General features: G+C 61.2%; 13 protein-coding genes. 9 read left to right on the top strand and 4 right to left on the bottom strand.

Translation table 11 applies throughout. From position 1 onward, the window contains the following. The first annotated feature begins 13 nt into the window (after positions 1 to 13). Positions 14 to 523, top strand: coding sequence for a hypothetical protein (locus GO499_RS04645; protein WP_161861096.1), 510 nt, complete (start codon positions 14 to 16; stop codon positions 521 to 523). Positions 524 to 579: 56 nt separating this feature from the next. Here the strand turns inward: GO499_RS04645 and GO499_RS04640 are convergent, their stop codons facing one another. Further along, positions 580 to 1,443 (bottom strand): CE1 family esterase, encoded by an 864-nt coding sequence (locus GO499_RS04640; protein ID WP_161861095.1) that lies wholly within the window; start codon positions 1,441 to 1,443, stop codon positions 580 to 582. Between the two features lie 97 nt (positions 1,444 to 1,540). Between GO499_RS04640 and GO499_RS04635 the strand changes: the two genes are divergently transcribed. From GO499_RS04635 to GO499_RS04620, 4 genes are all read left to right on the top strand, one after another. Beyond that, on the top strand, positions 1,541 to 2,686 hold the full coding sequence (locus GO499_RS04635; RefSeq protein ID WP_161861094.1) for an acyl-CoA dehydrogenase family protein: 1,146 nt from the start codon (positions 1,541 to 1,543) through the stop codon (positions 2,684 to 2,686). Then, on the top strand, positions 2,683 to 3,711 hold the full coding sequence (locus GO499_RS04630; RefSeq protein ID WP_161861093.1) for an enoyl-CoA hydratase/isomerase family protein: 1,029 nt from the start codon (positions 2,683 to 2,685) through the stop codon (positions 3,709 to 3,711). Before GO499_RS04635 ends, GO499_RS04630 begins: the two co-directional genes overlap by 4 nt. A gap of 62 nt (positions 3,712 to 3,773) precedes the next feature. Beyond that, positions 3,774 to 4,637: a 3-hydroxyisobutyrate dehydrogenase gene (gene mmsB, locus GO499_RS04625; protein WP_161861092.1), complete on the top strand. Its 864-nt coding sequence runs from the start codon at positions 3,774 to 3,776 to the stop codon at positions 4,635 to 4,637. A gap of 87 nt (positions 4,638 to 4,724) precedes the next feature. After that, a complete protein-coding gene (locus GO499_RS04620) occupies positions 4,725 to 5,072 on the top strand; it encodes an excinuclease ABC subunit A (RefSeq protein ID WP_161861091.1) in 348 nt (115 codons plus the stop codon). A 95-nt stretch (positions 5,073 to 5,167) separates the two neighbouring features. Here the strand turns inward: GO499_RS04620 and GO499_RS19635 are convergent, their stop codons facing one another. Beyond that, positions 5,168 to 5,293: a hypothetical protein gene (locus GO499_RS19635; RefSeq protein ID WP_284154896.1), complete on the bottom strand. Its 126-nt coding sequence runs from the start codon at positions 5,291 to 5,293 to the stop codon at positions 5,168 to 5,170. Positions 5,294 to 5,559: 266 nt separating this feature from the next. Next, positions 5,560 to 8,412, bottom strand: coding sequence for an excinuclease ABC subunit UvrA (uvrA, locus tag GO499_RS04615; RefSeq protein WP_161861090.1), 2,853 nt, complete (start codon positions 8,410 to 8,412; stop codon positions 5,560 to 5,562). A gap of 1,119 nt (positions 8,413 to 9,531) precedes the next feature. On the opposite strand from uvrA, the gene GO499_RS04610 reads away from it, so the two are divergent. Both GO499_RS04610 and GO499_RS04605 read left to right on the top strand, forming a co-directional pair. Then, positions 9,532 to 9,837 (top strand): helix-turn-helix transcriptional regulator, encoded by a 306-nt coding sequence (locus GO499_RS04610; RefSeq protein ID WP_161861089.1) that lies wholly within the window; start codon positions 9,532 to 9,534, stop codon positions 9,835 to 9,837. Then, complete coding sequence (locus tag GO499_RS04605) at positions 9,818 to 10,759, top strand: reverse transcriptase family protein (RefSeq protein ID WP_161861088.1); 942 nt, start codon at positions 9,818 to 9,820, stop codon at positions 10,757 to 10,759. The genes GO499_RS04610 and GO499_RS04605 overlap by 20 nt, the downstream gene beginning before the upstream one ends. Before the next feature lie 448 nt (positions 10,760 to 11,207). Here the strand turns inward: GO499_RS04605 and GO499_RS04600 are convergent, their stop codons facing one another. Next, positions 11,208 to 11,813: a lytic transglycosylase domain-containing protein gene (locus GO499_RS04600; protein WP_161861087.1), complete on the bottom strand. Its 606-nt coding sequence runs from the start codon at positions 11,811 to 11,813 to the stop codon at positions 11,208 to 11,210. A 172-nt stretch (positions 11,814 to 11,985) separates the two neighbouring features. Between GO499_RS04600 and ssb the strand changes: the two genes are divergently transcribed. Further along, positions 11,986 to 12,471 carry a single-stranded DNA-binding protein gene (gene ssb / locus GO499_RS04595; RefSeq protein ID WP_161861086.1) on the top strand — a complete coding sequence of 162 codons (486 nt, stop codon included), beginning with the start codon at positions 11,986 to 11,988 and terminating at the stop codon, positions 12,469 to 12,471. Positions 12,472 to 12,623: 152 nt separating this feature from the next. Continuing rightward, the gene (gene gyrA / locus GO499_RS04590) at positions 12,624 to 15,347 is read left to right on the top strand and encodes a DNA gyrase subunit A (RefSeq protein WP_161861085.1); all 2,724 of its coding nucleotides are present in this window, start codon (positions 12,624 to 12,626) and stop codon (positions 15,345 to 15,347) included. The last annotated feature ends 11 nt before the right edge of the window (positions 15,348 to 15,358 follow it).

The following is a 15,358-nucleotide window of genomic DNA, read 5'->3' as shown; positions in this document are numbered from 1 at the left end:
TATATTCAGTGCCATGAAAGCCACGCTCACCATCGCCGCCCTTCTCGTCACCATGGCCGCCTCCGCTGGCACGGCGCAGGAACGGTTCAAGGTGTTTGGCGACAGTGAGGCACGCCGCAGCTTCTTTGAAACGCAGGCAGAGGATCGTACCAGAGAAGCGGAGCGGATCGCCGAAGCCGCTCGCAAGGCTCGCGAAGCGGAAGCCGCAGAGCTTGCCGAATCCCGCTCAAGCGCACCGGTGGCCGTACTCCCGCGCCTAGGCACCTATCACGACCCGCGCTGCACCACTGGTCGCGTCTATCAACCCCAGGCGCAGCGGCCGCTGCGTCCTGGTGAGGGCGGCAGCGGTGGCCTGCTGGTCCGCAGACAGGAAACCACACTGTCACGCCCCTGCCCCAGCACCGGCTACCATCCCGTCTACCCGAGCTACCCACCGGGCCTGTCTCTGGTCCTCGGTTCCGACGGCCGCTACTATCCGGTGCACCGTCCCGGCGTGTCCGTCACGATCAATTTCGGCAACTGACCTGATTTCCGTAGCTTGCTCACCGTGCAGGCGTATGATCGTAAGCGGTCAAAGCCTCACTTCCGCAGATGCGCCTTGAAAAACGCAAATATTTCGTGCGGGGCGTTGATGTCGCGGGTTGTGCTGCGTCCCCTGCTGCCGCCTGGCCAGGCATGGCCGCCACCGACAATACGATAGAATACCACCTCCGGTCTGCCGCTGCTGCTGGCATAGGTGAATTTCTCCGTCTGCATCCCGTCCCGCGCTTGATCGATCACCTTGCGCGTCTTGGTCAGCCCGCGCCGTTGCGCTTGCAAAAACGCTGTCAGTACATCCTCTGCCGCCGCATAGGTCAGGCCGAGAGCACCCCTGCCACCGGCATAGGGAACCATCTCATCTTCGGTGCCGTGCATATGCAGCACTGGCACAGCTCCGCGCGGCTTGATCCGGGCCAAGTCCAGCACCCCCGCTACCGATGCTACCGCCCGCACTTCGCGCGGACGCTCCGCCGCGATCCGCTCGGCCAGCATCCCGCCATTCGACATGCCCGCGACGAACAGGTTGCTGCGGTCGGTGCCGAAACGCCGCGCGGCATCGTCGGCCACCCGCAGCACGAATGCCACGTCATCCATCCGCGTCAGCGCCGCACGCGCACAACAATGCCCGGCGTTCCACGTCTTCATGCGACTGCGACCGCTTCCATCCGGATAGGCAATGGCAAAGCCACGCCGCAGCGCCGGTGCGGTCATCCCCGAAGATCGGGCAGATTGCGCGCCGTTGCCGCCGCCGCCATGCAGCATGACGACGAGCGGCGGCTGCTTCACACCCTCCGGCACTGCGATCAGATAGCTGCGCCCGTCGGCCAGCGTCACCCGCGTCTCGGCCACTGCGCCCCCGGCGCAGAAAAGCAGGACCAGCAACGCGATTAATCTCGCCACCATCGCGGCAGACTCCTTTTCAGCCTCGCCTTGATCGTGGTACGCCAAAGCCAACCGGTTCCGTCGAAACCGGAGCAAGAGCATCAGGGAAGGAACGTGCATGGACTTCGCACTGACGGAGGAGCAGTCCGCCATCCGGGAAATGGCCCACGGTTTCGGGCAGGAGAGGATCGCCCCCTTCGCCCTGCAATGGGACAGGGAGGCCACCCTGCCCCGCGATGTCCTGCAGGAAGCGGCCAGCCTTGGCCTCGCCGCCATCTACACACCCGAGGAGCACGGCGGCTCCGGCCTCTCCCGTCTCGACGCCACCCTGATCTTCGAGGCGCTGTCGATGGCTTGCCCGACGATCGCCGCGTTCCTGTCGATCCACAACATGTGTACCAGCATGGTCGCCAGATACGGCACGGAGGCGCAGCAACGCCAGTGGCTGCCCGGCCTCGTGTCCATGCAGACCATCGCCTCCTACTGCCTTACCGAACCCGGCTCCGGCTCCGACGCGGCAGCCCTGCGCACAAGGGCGGAGCGCAGCAATGAGGGTTACACCCTGAACGGCACCAAGGCCTTCATTTCCGGTGGCGGCTATTCCGACGTCTACCTGACGATGGTCCGCACCGGCGAGGATGGCCCGCGCGGCATCTCGGCGATGCTGGTGCCCGACGGTGCCCCCGGCCTCACCTTCGGGGCCAACGAACGCAAGATGGGATGGCGTGCCCAGCCAACCGCTCAGGTCCAGTTCGACGATTGCAAGGTCACCGCTGACGCCCTGCTCGGCGAGGAGGGCCGTGGCTTCACCTACGCCATGGCCGGGCTGGACGGCGGCCGCCTCAACATCGCCGCCTGCGCCCTCGGCGCGGCGCAGACCGCGCTTTCCGCCGCCATCGCCTATGCCGGAGAGCGCAAGGCTTTCGGCCGCAGCATCGACCAGTTCCAGTCACTCCAGTTCAAGCTCGCCGACATGGAAACCGAGCTTCAGGCCGCCCGCGTCTTTCTTCGCCAGGCCGCATGGAAATTGGACACCGGCGCCGCCGACACCACCCGCCACTGCGCCATGGCCAAGCGGTTCGTCACCGACGCCGCCTTCCGCGTCGCCAACGAGGCGCTCCAGATCCACGGCGGCTATGGCTATCTGGAAGACTACGGCATTGAAAAGATCGTCCGCGACCTGCGCGTTCACCAGATCCTCGAAGGCACCAATGAGATCATGCGCCTGATCGTTGCCCGCGACCTGCTGGCGGAGACTGCATGAGCGACATCGACATCCGCCGTTCCGGCCGCGCCGGCCGCGTCACCCTGACAAGACCGAAGGCGCTCAACGCACTCACCTATGAAATGGCCACGCAGATCGAGACCGCGCTCGACGCATGGGCCGATGACGCCGCCATCGCCTGTGTCATCATTGATGCCGAGGGCGAGAAGGCGTTCTGCGCCGGCGGCGACCTCGCGGCGATGTACGACACCGCCAGCCGGGGCGATTTCGCTTATGGCCGCCGGTTCTGGCAGGATGAATACCGCCTCAACGCCAAGATTTTCGACTTCCCGAAACCCTACATTGCCTTTTGTCAGGGGTTCACCATGGGCGGCGGCGTCGGCATCTCATTGCACGGTTCCCATCGCATCGTGTGTGAGTCGAGCCGCATTTCCATGCCGGAGTGCGGCATCGGCCTCGTGCCGGATGTCGGTGGCTCGCTCCTCCTTGCCCGCGCGCCGGGCCGGCTCGGTGAATACCTCGGCCTCACCGCACACCAGATGGACGCCTCCGATGCCCTCCTCGCCGGCTTCGCCGACTACTTCATCCCCGAAGCGAAATGGCCCGCCCTGATTGCAACGCTGGAAGAAACCGGCGACTGGTCGGCGGTGGACGCGGCAGCCGAAAATCCGCCGAACGGCGCGTTGACCACCCATCGGGCAGAAATCGACTTGGGCTTCGCCGGCGCAACGGTGCCCGATATCCTCCGCGGTCTTGCCCCTGGCGCATTTGCCGCGAAAACTGAAACCGCCATTCGCCGCTGCTCACCTCTTTCCGTTGCCTGTACACTCGAACTCGTGCGTCGCGTCCGCGCCTTCGACCACATCCGCCCCGCGCTGGAGATGGAGTATCGCTTCACCTACCGCAGCGCCGAGGAGGGGGATTTCGTTGAAGGCATCCGTGCCATGATCATCGACAAGGACCGGCAGCCGAAGTGGAAGCACGAGAGCGTGGAGGCCGTACCGCAAATGGACATGGTGCGAATGCTGATTCCGCTGGGCGACGACACGCTCGATCTGGATTGACGTCGGCTCCCGCACCCACGTCCGCGATTGGATACTTGAACGAAGAAGAACCGGAGGGAGCTATGAAGATCGGATTTATCGGGCTTGGAAACATGGGGGCGCCGATGGCGTCGAACCTCGCGAACGCGGGCCATGAGGTCACCGGCTTCGATGTTGCGGGCACGACGGCTGAGGGTGTCACCATCGCCGCCAGCGCGTCGGAGGCAGCCACCGGGCGGGACGCGGTCGTCACAATGCTGCCCAACGGCGCGATCCTCCGCACGGTCGCGGCGGAGATCATCCCGGCGATGGCCGCCGACACCGCCTTCATCGACTGCTCGACGGTCGATGTCGAAAGCGCCCGTGCCGTCGCGGAGCAAGCTTTGGAAGCAGGCCTGCTTCCCGTCGACGCCCCCGTCTCCGGCGGTATCGGCGGCGCACAGGCCGGCACTCTGACCTTCATGGCTGGCGGCAGCGAAAAAGCCTTCGCCAAGGCCCAGCCACTTTTTGAGATCATGGGCGCCAAATCCGTACACTGCGGCGAAGCAGGCGCCGGCCAGGCCGCCAAGATCTGCAACAACATGATTCTCGGAATCTCCATGCTGGGCACCTGCGAAGCCTTCGCCCTCGCCGAGAAACTCGGTCTCGACTGGCAGAAGATGTTCGACGTCGTTTCGACCTCCTCCGGCTCCTGCTGGTCCGTAAACACCTATTGCCCCGCACCCGGCATCGGCCCGCAATCGCCCGCCGACAACGATTATCGCCCCGGCTTCGCTGCGGAACTGATGCTGAAGGATCTTTTGTTGTCGCAAGACGCGGCGGAAAGCACCGGTGCTACCACGCCTATCGGCGCCCGCGCGACAGAACTCTACGCCAATTTTGTTGAACAGGGCGGTAGGGGACGCGATTTTTCTGCCGTGCTTGAAATGCTCCGCAAGAAAACTTGAAGCGGAACACCGCCCACGGTCGCAGCGTTCCCTATCAAATTTGCCCGATCAGGAATATGTTCCGGGCCAGTTAAAAGGAGTGAACGCATGTTCCGTACCCTCGCCATAGCCAGCCTGCTGGCAGCAACCTCGCTAACGCCTGCGATGGCCGACAACAATCGTCATTGCCCGCCGGGCCTGGCCAAGAAATCGCCCGCCTGCGTCCCTCCGGGGCAGGCGAAGAAGTGGCACCGCGACGACGATGATCGCCGACACACGCGCTACCACCGTGGTGACCGCTATGACGATGACGTGATCTTCATCCGCGATCCGGAGCGTTACGGCCTGCGCCGTGGCGAAAGCTATATACGCTCCGGCGACTACGTTTTTCGGGTCAACCGCGAAACCCGCGAAGTGCTGGACCTCATCGGTGCTGTCTCTGCCATCCTCAACTGATCGAGACGGCCAGTAAAACCAAAAAGGCTCCCTCGCGGGAGCCTTTTTTCAGATCATCTGTTTCGGTCTCAGTCGCCCCGATCGGGGCCGCCAGCTTATCCCTCGATATAGGACGCGACGACGGTGCTGAAACCTTCTTCCTGAATGGCAGTCTTGTTCATACTGATAAAGATCGCAATCGCTGCACACAAAACAAAACCGAGGCTAACTACTTTGTCCATTTGACATCTCCATTTCGATCTTGCCCCGCTCCTGTCTTCAAGAATTGACAGTGCCTGAGGCGGAAATGGGGCGCGGCAAGGGTCTTATCTAGCCGTAGTCGCCGGAAAATGGACAAAGCGTGGCCGTATCAGGCACTTCGGCAACGAAAAGCCGCAATTCGGTTTATACTATGTGAATACTACGCCAATTCTTGCAACCCATCAAAATAACTGAATAAACATTCCCGGCCTGGGCGAGACGCACTCACTTGCCGCCCGCTCCCGCGTTACTCCGCGGCGATCCGCCGTGCCTTCAAAATATCCTTCAGGTATCGCCCCGTATGGCTGCGCGGTTCTGCCGCCACTGCTTCCGGTGTGCCAACAGCGACAATCTCGCCACCGCCATCACCGCCTTCCGGGCCGATGTCGATGATATGATCAGCCGTCTTGATGACATCGAGATTGTGCTCGATCACCAGCACCGAGTTTCCCTGGTCCACCAGTTCGTGCAGCACCTCCAGCAGCTTGCGCACATCCTCGAAATGCAGCCCCGTGGTGGGCTCATCGAGAATGTAGAGCGTCCGCCCGGTAGACCGCTTGGACAGTTCCTTGGACAGCTTCACCCGCTGCGCCTCGCCGCCAGACAGTGTCGTGGCCTGCTGGCCGACCTTGATGTAACCGAGGCCCACCCGCATCAGCGCCGTCATCTTTTCACGGATCGAAGGTACAGCGCTGAAGAACTGTTCCGCGTCCTCCACGGTCATGTCCAGCACGTCGGCAATACTCTTGCCCTTGAACAGCACTTCCAGCGTCTCGCGGTTGTAGCGCTTGCCGCCGCAGCTCTCGCAGGTGACATAGACATCCGGCAGGAAATGCATCTCGATCTTGATCACCCCGTCACCCTGGCACGCCTCGCAGCGCCCACCCTTGACGTTGAAGCTGAAGCGCCCGGGCTTGTAGCCCCGCGCCTTCGCCTCCGGCAGCCCGGCGAACCAGTCCCGGATCGGGGTGAAAGCACCCGTGTAGGTCGCCGGATTCGAACGCGGCGTGCGCCCGATGGGCCGCTGGTCGATGTCGATCACCTTGTCGAGATGCTCCAACCCCTTGATCGTCCGGCAAGGCGCCGGCGTCTGCCGCGCCCCGTTCAGCCGCATGGACGCAGTCTTGAACAGCGTCTCGATCGTCAGCGTCGACTTGCCGCCGCCCGACACACCCGTGATGCAGCAGAACAGGCCCAGCGGGAAATCCGCCGTCACGTCCTTCAGGTTGTTGCCGGTGGCGCCTTCGACCCGAAGCTTCTTCTTGTTGCCCTTGCGCCTCACCGCCGGCACCGCGATTTCCCGGCTGCCCGTCAGGTAGGCACCGGTGATGGAGTCCGCCGCCGCCTCGATTTCCTTAGGCGTGCCCTGCGCAATGATACTGCCGCCATGCACCCCCGCACCCGGCCCCATGTCGATCACGTGATCCGCCTCGCGGATCGCCTCCTCGTCATGCTCGACCACGATCACCGTATTGCCCTGGTCGCGCAGGTTCTTCAGCGTCAGCAGCAACCGGTCATTGTCGCGCTGGTGCAGTCCGATGGACGGCTCGTCCAGCACGTACAGCACCCCGGTCAGCCCCGAGCCGATCTGGCTCGCCAGCCGGATCCGCTGGCTCTCGCCGCCACTTAGCGTCCCCGCCGCCCGGCTCAGCGTTAGGTAATTCAGCCCGACATTCACAAGGAAGCCCAGCCGCTCGCGGATCTCCTTCAGGATCGCCCGCGCGATCTCGTTCTTCTGCGCGCTCAGCGCCTCCGGCACCGCTTCCACCCAGTCCAGCGCCTCCTGGATCGACAGCTCGACGATCTCGCCCACATGCCGCATCCCGATCTTCACCGCCAGCGCCTCCGGCCGCAGCCGGTAGCCCCCGCAGGTGCCGCAGGGCCGGTTGTTCTGATACCGCTCGAATTGCTCGCGCCGGTGGTCGCTCTCCGTCTCCCGGTACAGCCGCTCGATGTTGGGGATCACCCCCTCGAACGCCCGGCTGATCTCGTAGACCCGCCCGCCCTCGTCATACCGGAACTTGATCTTCTCGCCGGACGACCCGTGCAGCATCAGCTGTTGCACCTCTTCCGGCAGGTCCTTCCATTTCGCCTTCTTGTCGAAACCGTAATGCTTGGCCAGCGCGTCCACCGTCTGCCGCACATACGGCGAATTGCTCTTCGCCCAGGGCGCGATCGCCCCGCCCGCCAGGCTGATGTTCTGGTCCGGCACCACCAGCCGCTCGTCGAAGAACAGCTCCGCCCCCAGCCCGTCGCAATCCGGGCAGGCCCCGAACGGCGCGTTGAACGAAAACAGCCGCGGCTCGATTTCCGGGATCGTGAAGCCCGAGACCGGGCAGGCGAACTTCTCCGAGAACGTGAATCGCTCCGGCTCGTCCACCGCCGTTTCCAGAATGGCGATCCCGTCCGCCAGGTCCAGCGCCGTCCGGAACGAATCCGCCAGCCGCGTCTCCAGCCCTTCCTTCACCACCAGCCGGTCAACCACCACGTCGATGTTGTGGCGATACTTCTTGTCCAGCACCGGCGGGCTGTCCAGCTCGTGGAACTCGCCGTTCACCTTCACCCGCTGGAAACCCTGCTTCGCCAGTTCCGCGAATTCCTTGCGATACTCGCCCTTGCGGTCCCGCACGATGGGTGCCAGCAGATAGGCCCGCGTCCCCTCCTCCATCGCCATCACCCGGTCCACCATGTCCGAGACCTGCTGCGCCTCGATCGGCAGCCCGGTGGCCGGCGAATACGGCGTGCCGACGCGCGCGAAGAGCAGCCGCATGTAATCGTAGATCTCGGTCACGGTGCCCACGGTGGAGCGGGGGTTCTTCGAGGTCGTCTTCTGCTCGATGGAGATCGCGGGGCTCAGCCCGGCGATATGGTCCACATCGGGCTTCTGCATCATGTCGAGGAACTGCCGGGCATACGCGCTGAGGGACTCGACATACCGCCGCTGCCCCTCCGCATAGATCGTATCGAAGGCGAGCGAGGATTTGCCCGACCCGCTCAGCCCCGTGATCACCACGAGCCGGTCCCGCGGAATGTCCACGTCGATCGACTTGAGGTTATGCTCCCGCGCCCCCCGGATCTCGATATTCTTCAGCTCGCCCATGCCATCCCTCTCGCTCACCCGCGCTTATATAGTCGGATTTGCGGTGAGTCCCAGATGCGGAGAGTGGAACAAAACGAGAATACGCGCAAGGCCCGTTAAGAAAGAATGAACGCCAGCCCACCCCGGCCCGGAATCAAGGGCGAAACCCGCCGGGCCAGCGCCGGCCCGTCCCCGCGGGCTGGCGCTCGGCTGCCGTCAGCGCAAACATCAGATGTAAAAGACACGCGGCAACCATAAAGCGCATGACATCCAGATCAGCAGCGCCACCCCCCCGGACCGGCGCTGCCCCTCCGTTGCGCAAATTCCAGTTGGTGAATCTTAATCCACGGTGTATTCCGCGCAACACCAGCCAAGCACCAGCCCGGTCGCGCTGGAAGCGTGCCTCAGGCAAGACACGAACAGGCGCTCGCCCACGGGCTGACGCCTTTGTGCCGGGCAGGGTGAGTGGTCTAAACCTGCTTTGGAACGGTGACCGGCTTGATATACGATGGTCTGAATTCATATTTTGGACGACAAGGGAAAGTTCGCGCCACTCAGCTCAAATGCCTCGTTTTAAGTAAGATTTTAGACTTTGGTTGAAAAAATTCGCTCAACGCGAACTTTTTCCCTTGAAAGATGACGAGACCCTTCCCACATTCACTTTGTGTAATAACGGAAGAAGTTCCTCATACCCAGCTTGGACTTGTTCAAGCGCGGAGGGGTTCTCCCCTCTACCACTTCTACCGCACACGGCCCGGAGTCCCCGGAGGGGGACGAGGGGACGGCGGCGGGCGAAGCAGACGCGATAGCAAGGACAGCTATCGCGTCTAGGCAAAGGGTTCAGTCGTCGGTTTCCGTTTTCTGTTGGGTGAGGACCCTTGGTTAGTAGCATCCACTGTGGGTGTTGCGCCGGGGCCAACAGAAAGGAGGAGCTATATGGCTCTCTCTGAAGATACACACCGACGGCGGCGGCGACGTCGGTTTTGGAGGAAACTCCGAAACCCTCGCACCGTGATGGTCATCCTTAGGGTGGCTATCTTCATCTACCGGCTGGTCCGGTGGTTGATGGCGATTTTCGGATCGCCCGGCTAATCGCCGCCCGCCTAATGTCTAAGCGGGAAAGGCAAACGGGATTAAAATATGATCAATGAAGCACTAAGGTTAATCCGGGTGTTCCATGACTTGAAGCAGGTCGAACTGGCAAAAAAAATCGGCGTCTCGAGGTCCCATATCTCGGAGATCGAAAAGGGTAACAAAACTCCCTCGCTTGATCTGATCCAGCGATACGCGACAGAATTCAGGATTCCGGTTTCTTCGATCTTGTTCTTCGCGGAGGAACTTCCGAACGCCAAATCTGGCGATAAGATTCGTTCAAAAATTGCAGGCAAAGTCATCGACATTCTGCGTTTCGTTGAAAGAAAAGCAGATGCCGAAGAAGCAGTCTGACGGCGGTTACCATCTCAAGGATAGCCCATTTTTTCGCCTGAGAAGCCGGAAGCAACTTGCCGAGCTTCTTAGGGTATCCGCAAATACCTTGGACGAGATCAGCCACCGCAGTGACCTCTACGTCCGTCGCTGGAAGCATAAGAAGCTAAAGGATCATGAAAGAGGCGCATGGCTGAAACAGCCTCCCCCTCCGGAAAAGGCCGAGAGCTACCGACCTATCGACATTCCTGACGTGCAACTCAAAGCGATGCAAAAGCGTATTGGTGATCTTTTGGGACGAGTAAAAGCCCCCGAGTTCCTTTTTAGCCCAGTTAAAGGGCGTTCCTACGTCGAAAATGCTGCGCACCATAAAGAGTCGAAGGCGTTCTGGCTGCTTGATGTCGCGGACTACTTCCCAAGTTGTTCCGCCAACAACGTCGCCCACTTTTTCCATCGAGTGCTCGAATGCTCTCGGGATGTAACCGCTGTTCTAGTTCATTTAGTTACTCTGAATGAATGCTTGCCCCAAGGTTCTCCATGTAGTCCGATCCTCGCCTACTACAGCAACAGCCATGTTTGGCTTGCCGTTGAAGAGCTGGTGAAAGCCCGAGATTGTAAACTCAGCCTCTACGCAGACGACATAACAATTTCTGGCGACGTTGTTCCCAAGGCTCTAATATGGGACATCAAGAAATTAATATTTGGAAATGGACTGCGCCTTAAGGATTCGAAAGAAGTCAGCTTAATTAACGCCCCTGCTGATATCACAGGGGTTATTGTAAAAGAAGGCGGTACTCACTTACCCAACCGCCAACTAAAGATGATAGCTGAACTGAAACAATTGCGAGCCAGAACAACAAACCCAAAGCTTCGAGGACGCCTAGACGAGCAAATTTCAGGTCGATTGTCTCAGCGCAAGCAAGTGGAAAACCCTAAAACGTGATTACGTCGAAGCTAACCTTTCCTTCGACCTCCCAGACTGTCTCCTAATAGCCGAATTCATCATTTGAACTTGCCGTCGTCACCACAATACCCAACAATACCAGTCGCATTACCATAACCGGATCACAAACCCATACGCTCTCCAGCCTCCCCAGCGTGCCGCCAATGCGCCTCCCGCGGGCCGTAGCGGCAAACCGGCCCTAAGCGCCCGTGCCCGCACTTCCCTCACCCCGAAGCCCCGATATCCGAGGGTAATCGAATCTATTACCTGCCATCGCAGCCGCACAGCCCGCCGGTCGGGCCGTGGCGGCGGCCAGGGCCGAAGGTAATCGAATCCATGACCTTTGGCGTACCCCACAGAAACCGTCGCAATACCGAAACCATACCGAACCCATACCAAACCCGGCTTTGGCAGGCTGCGGGGAGTGCTGCGTCCCGCCCGCGCGCCATCAGCGCCCGTAGATGATCCGCACGTAGTTCTGCGTTTCCTTGTACGGCGGAACTCCGCCATATTTTTCAACGGCTTGCGGCCCGGCGTTGTACGCCGCCAGTGCCAGCCGCCAGCTCCGGAACTTCGCGTACTGCCGCGAAAGGTAGCGCGCGCCCCCTTCCAGGTTCTGCTGCGGATCATGCGGATTAACCCCCAACCCCCGCGCCGTTTGCGGCATCAATTGCGCCAGCCCGATCGCCCCCTTGTGCGATTTTGCTGAAGGATTCCAACCACTTTCCTGTGTCACCAGTTTCAGGAACAGTTCCACCGGCACCCCGTGCCGAACCGCCGCCGCCCGCGCGATGTTCGTATACTCGTTTTTCGGAACATTTGCAGTGCCATAGAAGCCGGAACTGTACACATCCAGCCCCACTCCCGGCCGGTCCACACTCCGCGCAATCCGCGGCTCTGGCGGTACATTCTTCAGCTTTCCAGGGACGGGTTTGCGGATCAGGTCCCGGTCATATGCCGGTAGGCTGGAGGAGTTGCCGAACAGAATGCCGTCTCCCGCCAGCACTTCCACGGGAAGGGCCGCAAGCCCGAACGCAAGAACCAAATACCGCATCACACCTCCAGGCCGTCCTTCGCCAGTGTCTCTGCCCGACCACTGATCTTCCGGCAACTCCCATACCGCAAACCCGCCTGTCTGTCATCCCACCGTTAACCGTTTGACGCTTGGCGTTGCCATTTGAACCTGTTTACTCTCTGCCAACGGATTCGAAGGAAAAGGAAATGAAATGGCGGGAAGCCTCAACAAAGTCATGCTGATCGGCAACCTCGGCGCCGACCCCGAAATCCGCTCCTTCCAGAACGGCGGCAAGGTCTGCAACCTTCGCGTCGCCACCTCGGAACGCTGGCGCGACCGCAACAGCGGCGAGAACCGGGAGCGGACGGAGTGGCATACGGTAGCGATATTCAACGAGCGCCTCGCCGATCTTGCCCAACAGTATCTCAAAAAGGGCTCCAAGGTTTACCTCGAAGGAAAGCTCGAGACCCGCAAATGGCAGGATCAGTCCGGACAGGACAGGTACTCAACCGAGGTTGTCATCCGCAACTTCGGCGGCGAAATGACCTTCCTTGACAGCCCGCAGGGCTCGGGCGGCGGCGGTGGCGGCAGTTATGGCGGTGGCGGCGGCTACTCGGGTGGCGGCGGCGGCAGCTACGGCGGCGGCCAATCCGGACCGTCGGGCGGCAGCGATCTGGACGACGAGATCCCTTTCTGACGGATTATCCTTAGAACTTCTTCAACGGGCCGCCCGGTACTACCGGGCGCCCCAGATCAGGCGATCATTCCACTTGATTGCCAGAAAGACCTTTTCCCCCATATCGCGGTCGTATAAACTGACCTTCACAAGATATAGCAGGGAAAATCCCAGTGAGCGACGAGCAGACACCGCCGGAAGACGACGCACCGAAAAAGTCCGCCTACGACGGACCGACCATCACCATCGAAGAGGAAATGGAGACATCTTTCCTCGATTACGCGATGTCGGTAATCATCTCCCGCGCCATCCCTGACCTGCGCGACGGCCTCAAACCCGTTCACCGACGCATCCTCTACGCGATGGATGAAACCGGCAACACCGCCGACAAGCCCTACCGCAAATCCGCCCGCCCTGTGGGTGATGTCATGGGAAAGTATCACCCGCATGGTGACAGCGCCATTTACGACGCGCTGGTGCGCATGGCGCAGGATTTCTCGATGTCACTGCCGCTGCTGGACGGTCAGGGAAACTTCGGCTCCATGGATGGCGATGCCCCTGCAGCCATGCGCTACACCGAGGTGCGGATGGACAATCCGGCCAATTACCTGCTGGCGGACATCGACAAGAACACGGTGGATTTCCAGGACAATTATGACGGCAAGGACAAGGAGCCTGTGGTCCTGCCGGCGCGCTTTCCCAACATGCTCGTCAACGGTGCCGGTGGTATCGCCGTCGGCATGGCCACCAATATCCCGCCGCACAACCTCGGCGAGGTAATCGATGCGACGCAGGCGCTGATCGAAGACCCCGATCTGTCCTCGGAAGCACTGATGGAGTACGTCCCCGCACCCGATTTCCCTACCGGCGGGCAAATTCTCGGCCGCTCGGGCGCTCGAAAGGCCTATCTAGAGGGCCGCGGGTCCGTCGTTATCCGCGCAAAGACCACCGTGGAGGAAATCCGCAAGGACCGTTTCGCCATCGTCGCCCACGAGATCCCCTACCAAGTCAACAAGTCCACCCTGATCGAACGAATAGCCGAACTCGCCCGCGACAAGAAGATCGAGGGCATCGCCCATGTGCAGGACGAGTCTGACCGTTTCGGCGTCCGCGTCGTTGTGGAACTGCGGCGCGACGCGACGGCGGAAGTCGTCCTTAACCAGCTCTTCCGCTTCACGCCCCTGCAAACCAGCTTCGGCTGCAACATGCTGGCGCTCAACGGCGGCCGGCCGGAACAACTTACCCTCCGCAGCTTCCTCACCAACTTCATTTCCTTCCGTGAGGAAGTGGTTGCCCGCCGAACCGCCTATGAATTGGAAAAGGCGCGCGAACGGAGCCACGTTCTCTGTGGTCTCGCAGTCGCCGTCGAGAACGTGGACGAGGTGGTTGCCACCATCCGCAGTTCCGCCGATGCCGGCGAGGCACGGGAAAAACTGATGACCCGGCGTTGGCCGGCGGAGGCAATCGCGGCTTACATCCAACTGATTGACGACCCCAGCCATACAATGAACGATGATGGCACCTATAATCTCTCCGAAGCCCAGGCCCGCGCCATCCTCGAACTTCGCCTTCAGCGCCTGACCCAGATCGGGGTCAAGGAAGTCACAGACGAGTTGGAGGAACTGGCCGCTAAAATCGCCGACTACCTGGATATCCTGCGCTCCCGCGAACGGATTATGGCGATCATTTCCGACGAACTCGCGGAAGTGAAAGAGAAGTTCGCCGTGCCGCGCCGTACCGAGATCCTCGAACATGCGGGCGACATGGAGGACGAAGACCTGATCGAGCGGGCTGAAATGGTCGTCACCGTTTCGAACTCCGGTTACATCAAACGCACGCCGTTGACCGAGTACCGTGAACAGAAACGTGGCGGCAAGGGCACGCAGGGCATGGCCACGAAGGACGAGGATTTCGTCACCACGCTCTTCGTCGCCAACACCCACACGCCACTGCTGTTCTTCACGACAGAAGGCATGGTCTACAAGTTGAAGACATGGCGGCTTCCGCAGGGCGGGCGCAACGCGCGCGGCAAGGCGATTGTCAACATTCTGCCGATACCTCAAGGCACGTCGATCGCTGCGATCATGCCGGTCGACCGGGCGGAAGAGGAATGGGACGAGTTGCAGATCGTTTTCGCCACTTCGGAGGGCGACGTGCGCCGCAACGCGCTATCCGATTTCACCAACGTGATGCGCAATGGCAAGATAGCGATGAAATTGCCGGAGGGCACATCGCTGATCAACGCGCGTATTGCGTCCGAGGATGATGATGTCATGCTCGTCACGGCTTTGGGCAAGGCTATCCGGTTCCCAACTACAGCCGTCCGCGTGTTCAAGGGTCGCGATAGTACAGGCGTCCGTGGTATCCGACTGGCAGAGGGTGACCGCGTTGTGTCCATGGCCGTGATACGACACTTCGAAGCCACTTCCGAAGAACGCGCGGCCTATCTTAAGATGCGCCGCGCCGTGGCAGGTACAGATGAAGACGGTGCGGAGGAAGAAGAGGACGCCGTCGCGGATGTCGCTCTCTCGCAGGAGCGCTACGCTGAAATGTCCGCCGCCGAAGACCTGATCCTGACCATTTCCGCCAAGGGGTCGGGCAAACTGTCCTCCAGCCACGGCTATCCGGTGCGCGGGCGCGGGGGCCAGGGCGTGGCGGCAATGGACAAGGCAATGCGCGGCGGCAATCTTGTCGCTTCCTTCCCCGTCGATCTCGACGATCAGATCATGCTCGTCACTTCGACAGGGCAGTCAATCCGCTGCCCCGTCAACGGTATCTCCTACCGCTCGCGCAGCGCAGGGGGCGTGCGTGTGTTCAACACCGGCCCGGGTGAGGAAGTCGTCTCCGTTGCTTGGATCGCGGAAAATTCTGAAGATCCGGCAGACGACGAGTCCTGAACGGACGCACC

Origin of the sequence: Algicella marina, from assembly GCF_009931615.1 — a bacterium.
Classification (GTDB): Bacteria; Pseudomonadota; Alphaproteobacteria; order Rhodobacterales; family Rhodobacteraceae; genus Algicella; species Algicella marina.
The sequence above is the reverse complement of the archived record's forward strand: the minus strand, read 5'-3'. Positions and strand labels throughout refer to the sequence as shown.

Excerpts from the sequence above, each read along its gene's own strand:
- uvrA (WP_161861090.1), bottom strand. The coding sequence starts at position 8,412 with ATGGGCGAGCTGAAGAATATCGAGATCCGGGGGGCGCGGGAGCATAAC.
- GO499_RS04630 (WP_161861093.1), top strand. The coding sequence starts at position 2,683 with ATGAGCGACATCGACATCCGCCGTTCCGGCCGCGCCGGCCGCGTCACC.
- GO499_RS04620 (WP_161861091.1), top strand. The coding sequence starts at position 4,725 with ATGTTCCGTACCCTCGCCATAGCCAGCCTGCTGGCAGCAACCTCGCTA.
- ssb (WP_161861086.1), top strand. The coding sequence starts at position 11,986 with ATGGCGGGAAGCCTCAACAAAGTCATGCTGATCGGCAACCTCGGCGCC.
- GO499_RS04610 (WP_161861089.1), top strand. The coding sequence starts at position 9,532 with ATGATCAATGAAGCACTAAGGTTAATCCGGGTGTTCCATGACTTGAAG.
- GO499_RS04635 (WP_161861094.1), top strand. The coding sequence starts at position 1,541 with ATGGACTTCGCACTGACGGAGGAGCAGTCCGCCATCCGGGAAATGGCC.
- GO499_RS04600 (WP_161861087.1), bottom strand. The coding sequence starts at position 11,813 with ATGCGGTATTTGGTTCTTGCGTTCGGGCTTGCGGCCCTTCCCGTGGAA.
- GO499_RS04605 (WP_161861088.1), top strand. The coding sequence starts at position 9,818 with ATGCCGAAGAAGCAGTCTGACGGCGGTTACCATCTCAAGGATAGCCCA.
- GO499_RS04645 (WP_161861096.1), top strand. The coding sequence starts at position 14 with ATGAAAGCCACGCTCACCATCGCCGCCCTTCTCGTCACCATGGCCGCC.
- GO499_RS04640 (WP_161861095.1), bottom strand. The coding sequence starts at position 1,443 with ATGGTGGCGAGATTAATCGCGTTGCTGGTCCTGCTTTTCTGCGCCGGG.
- mmsB (WP_161861092.1), top strand. The coding sequence starts at position 3,774 with ATGAAGATCGGATTTATCGGGCTTGGAAACATGGGGGCGCCGATGGCG.
- GO499_RS19635 (WP_284154896.1), bottom strand. The coding sequence starts at position 5,293 with ATGGACAAAGTAGTTAGCCTCGGTTTTGTTTTGTGTGCAGCGATTGCG.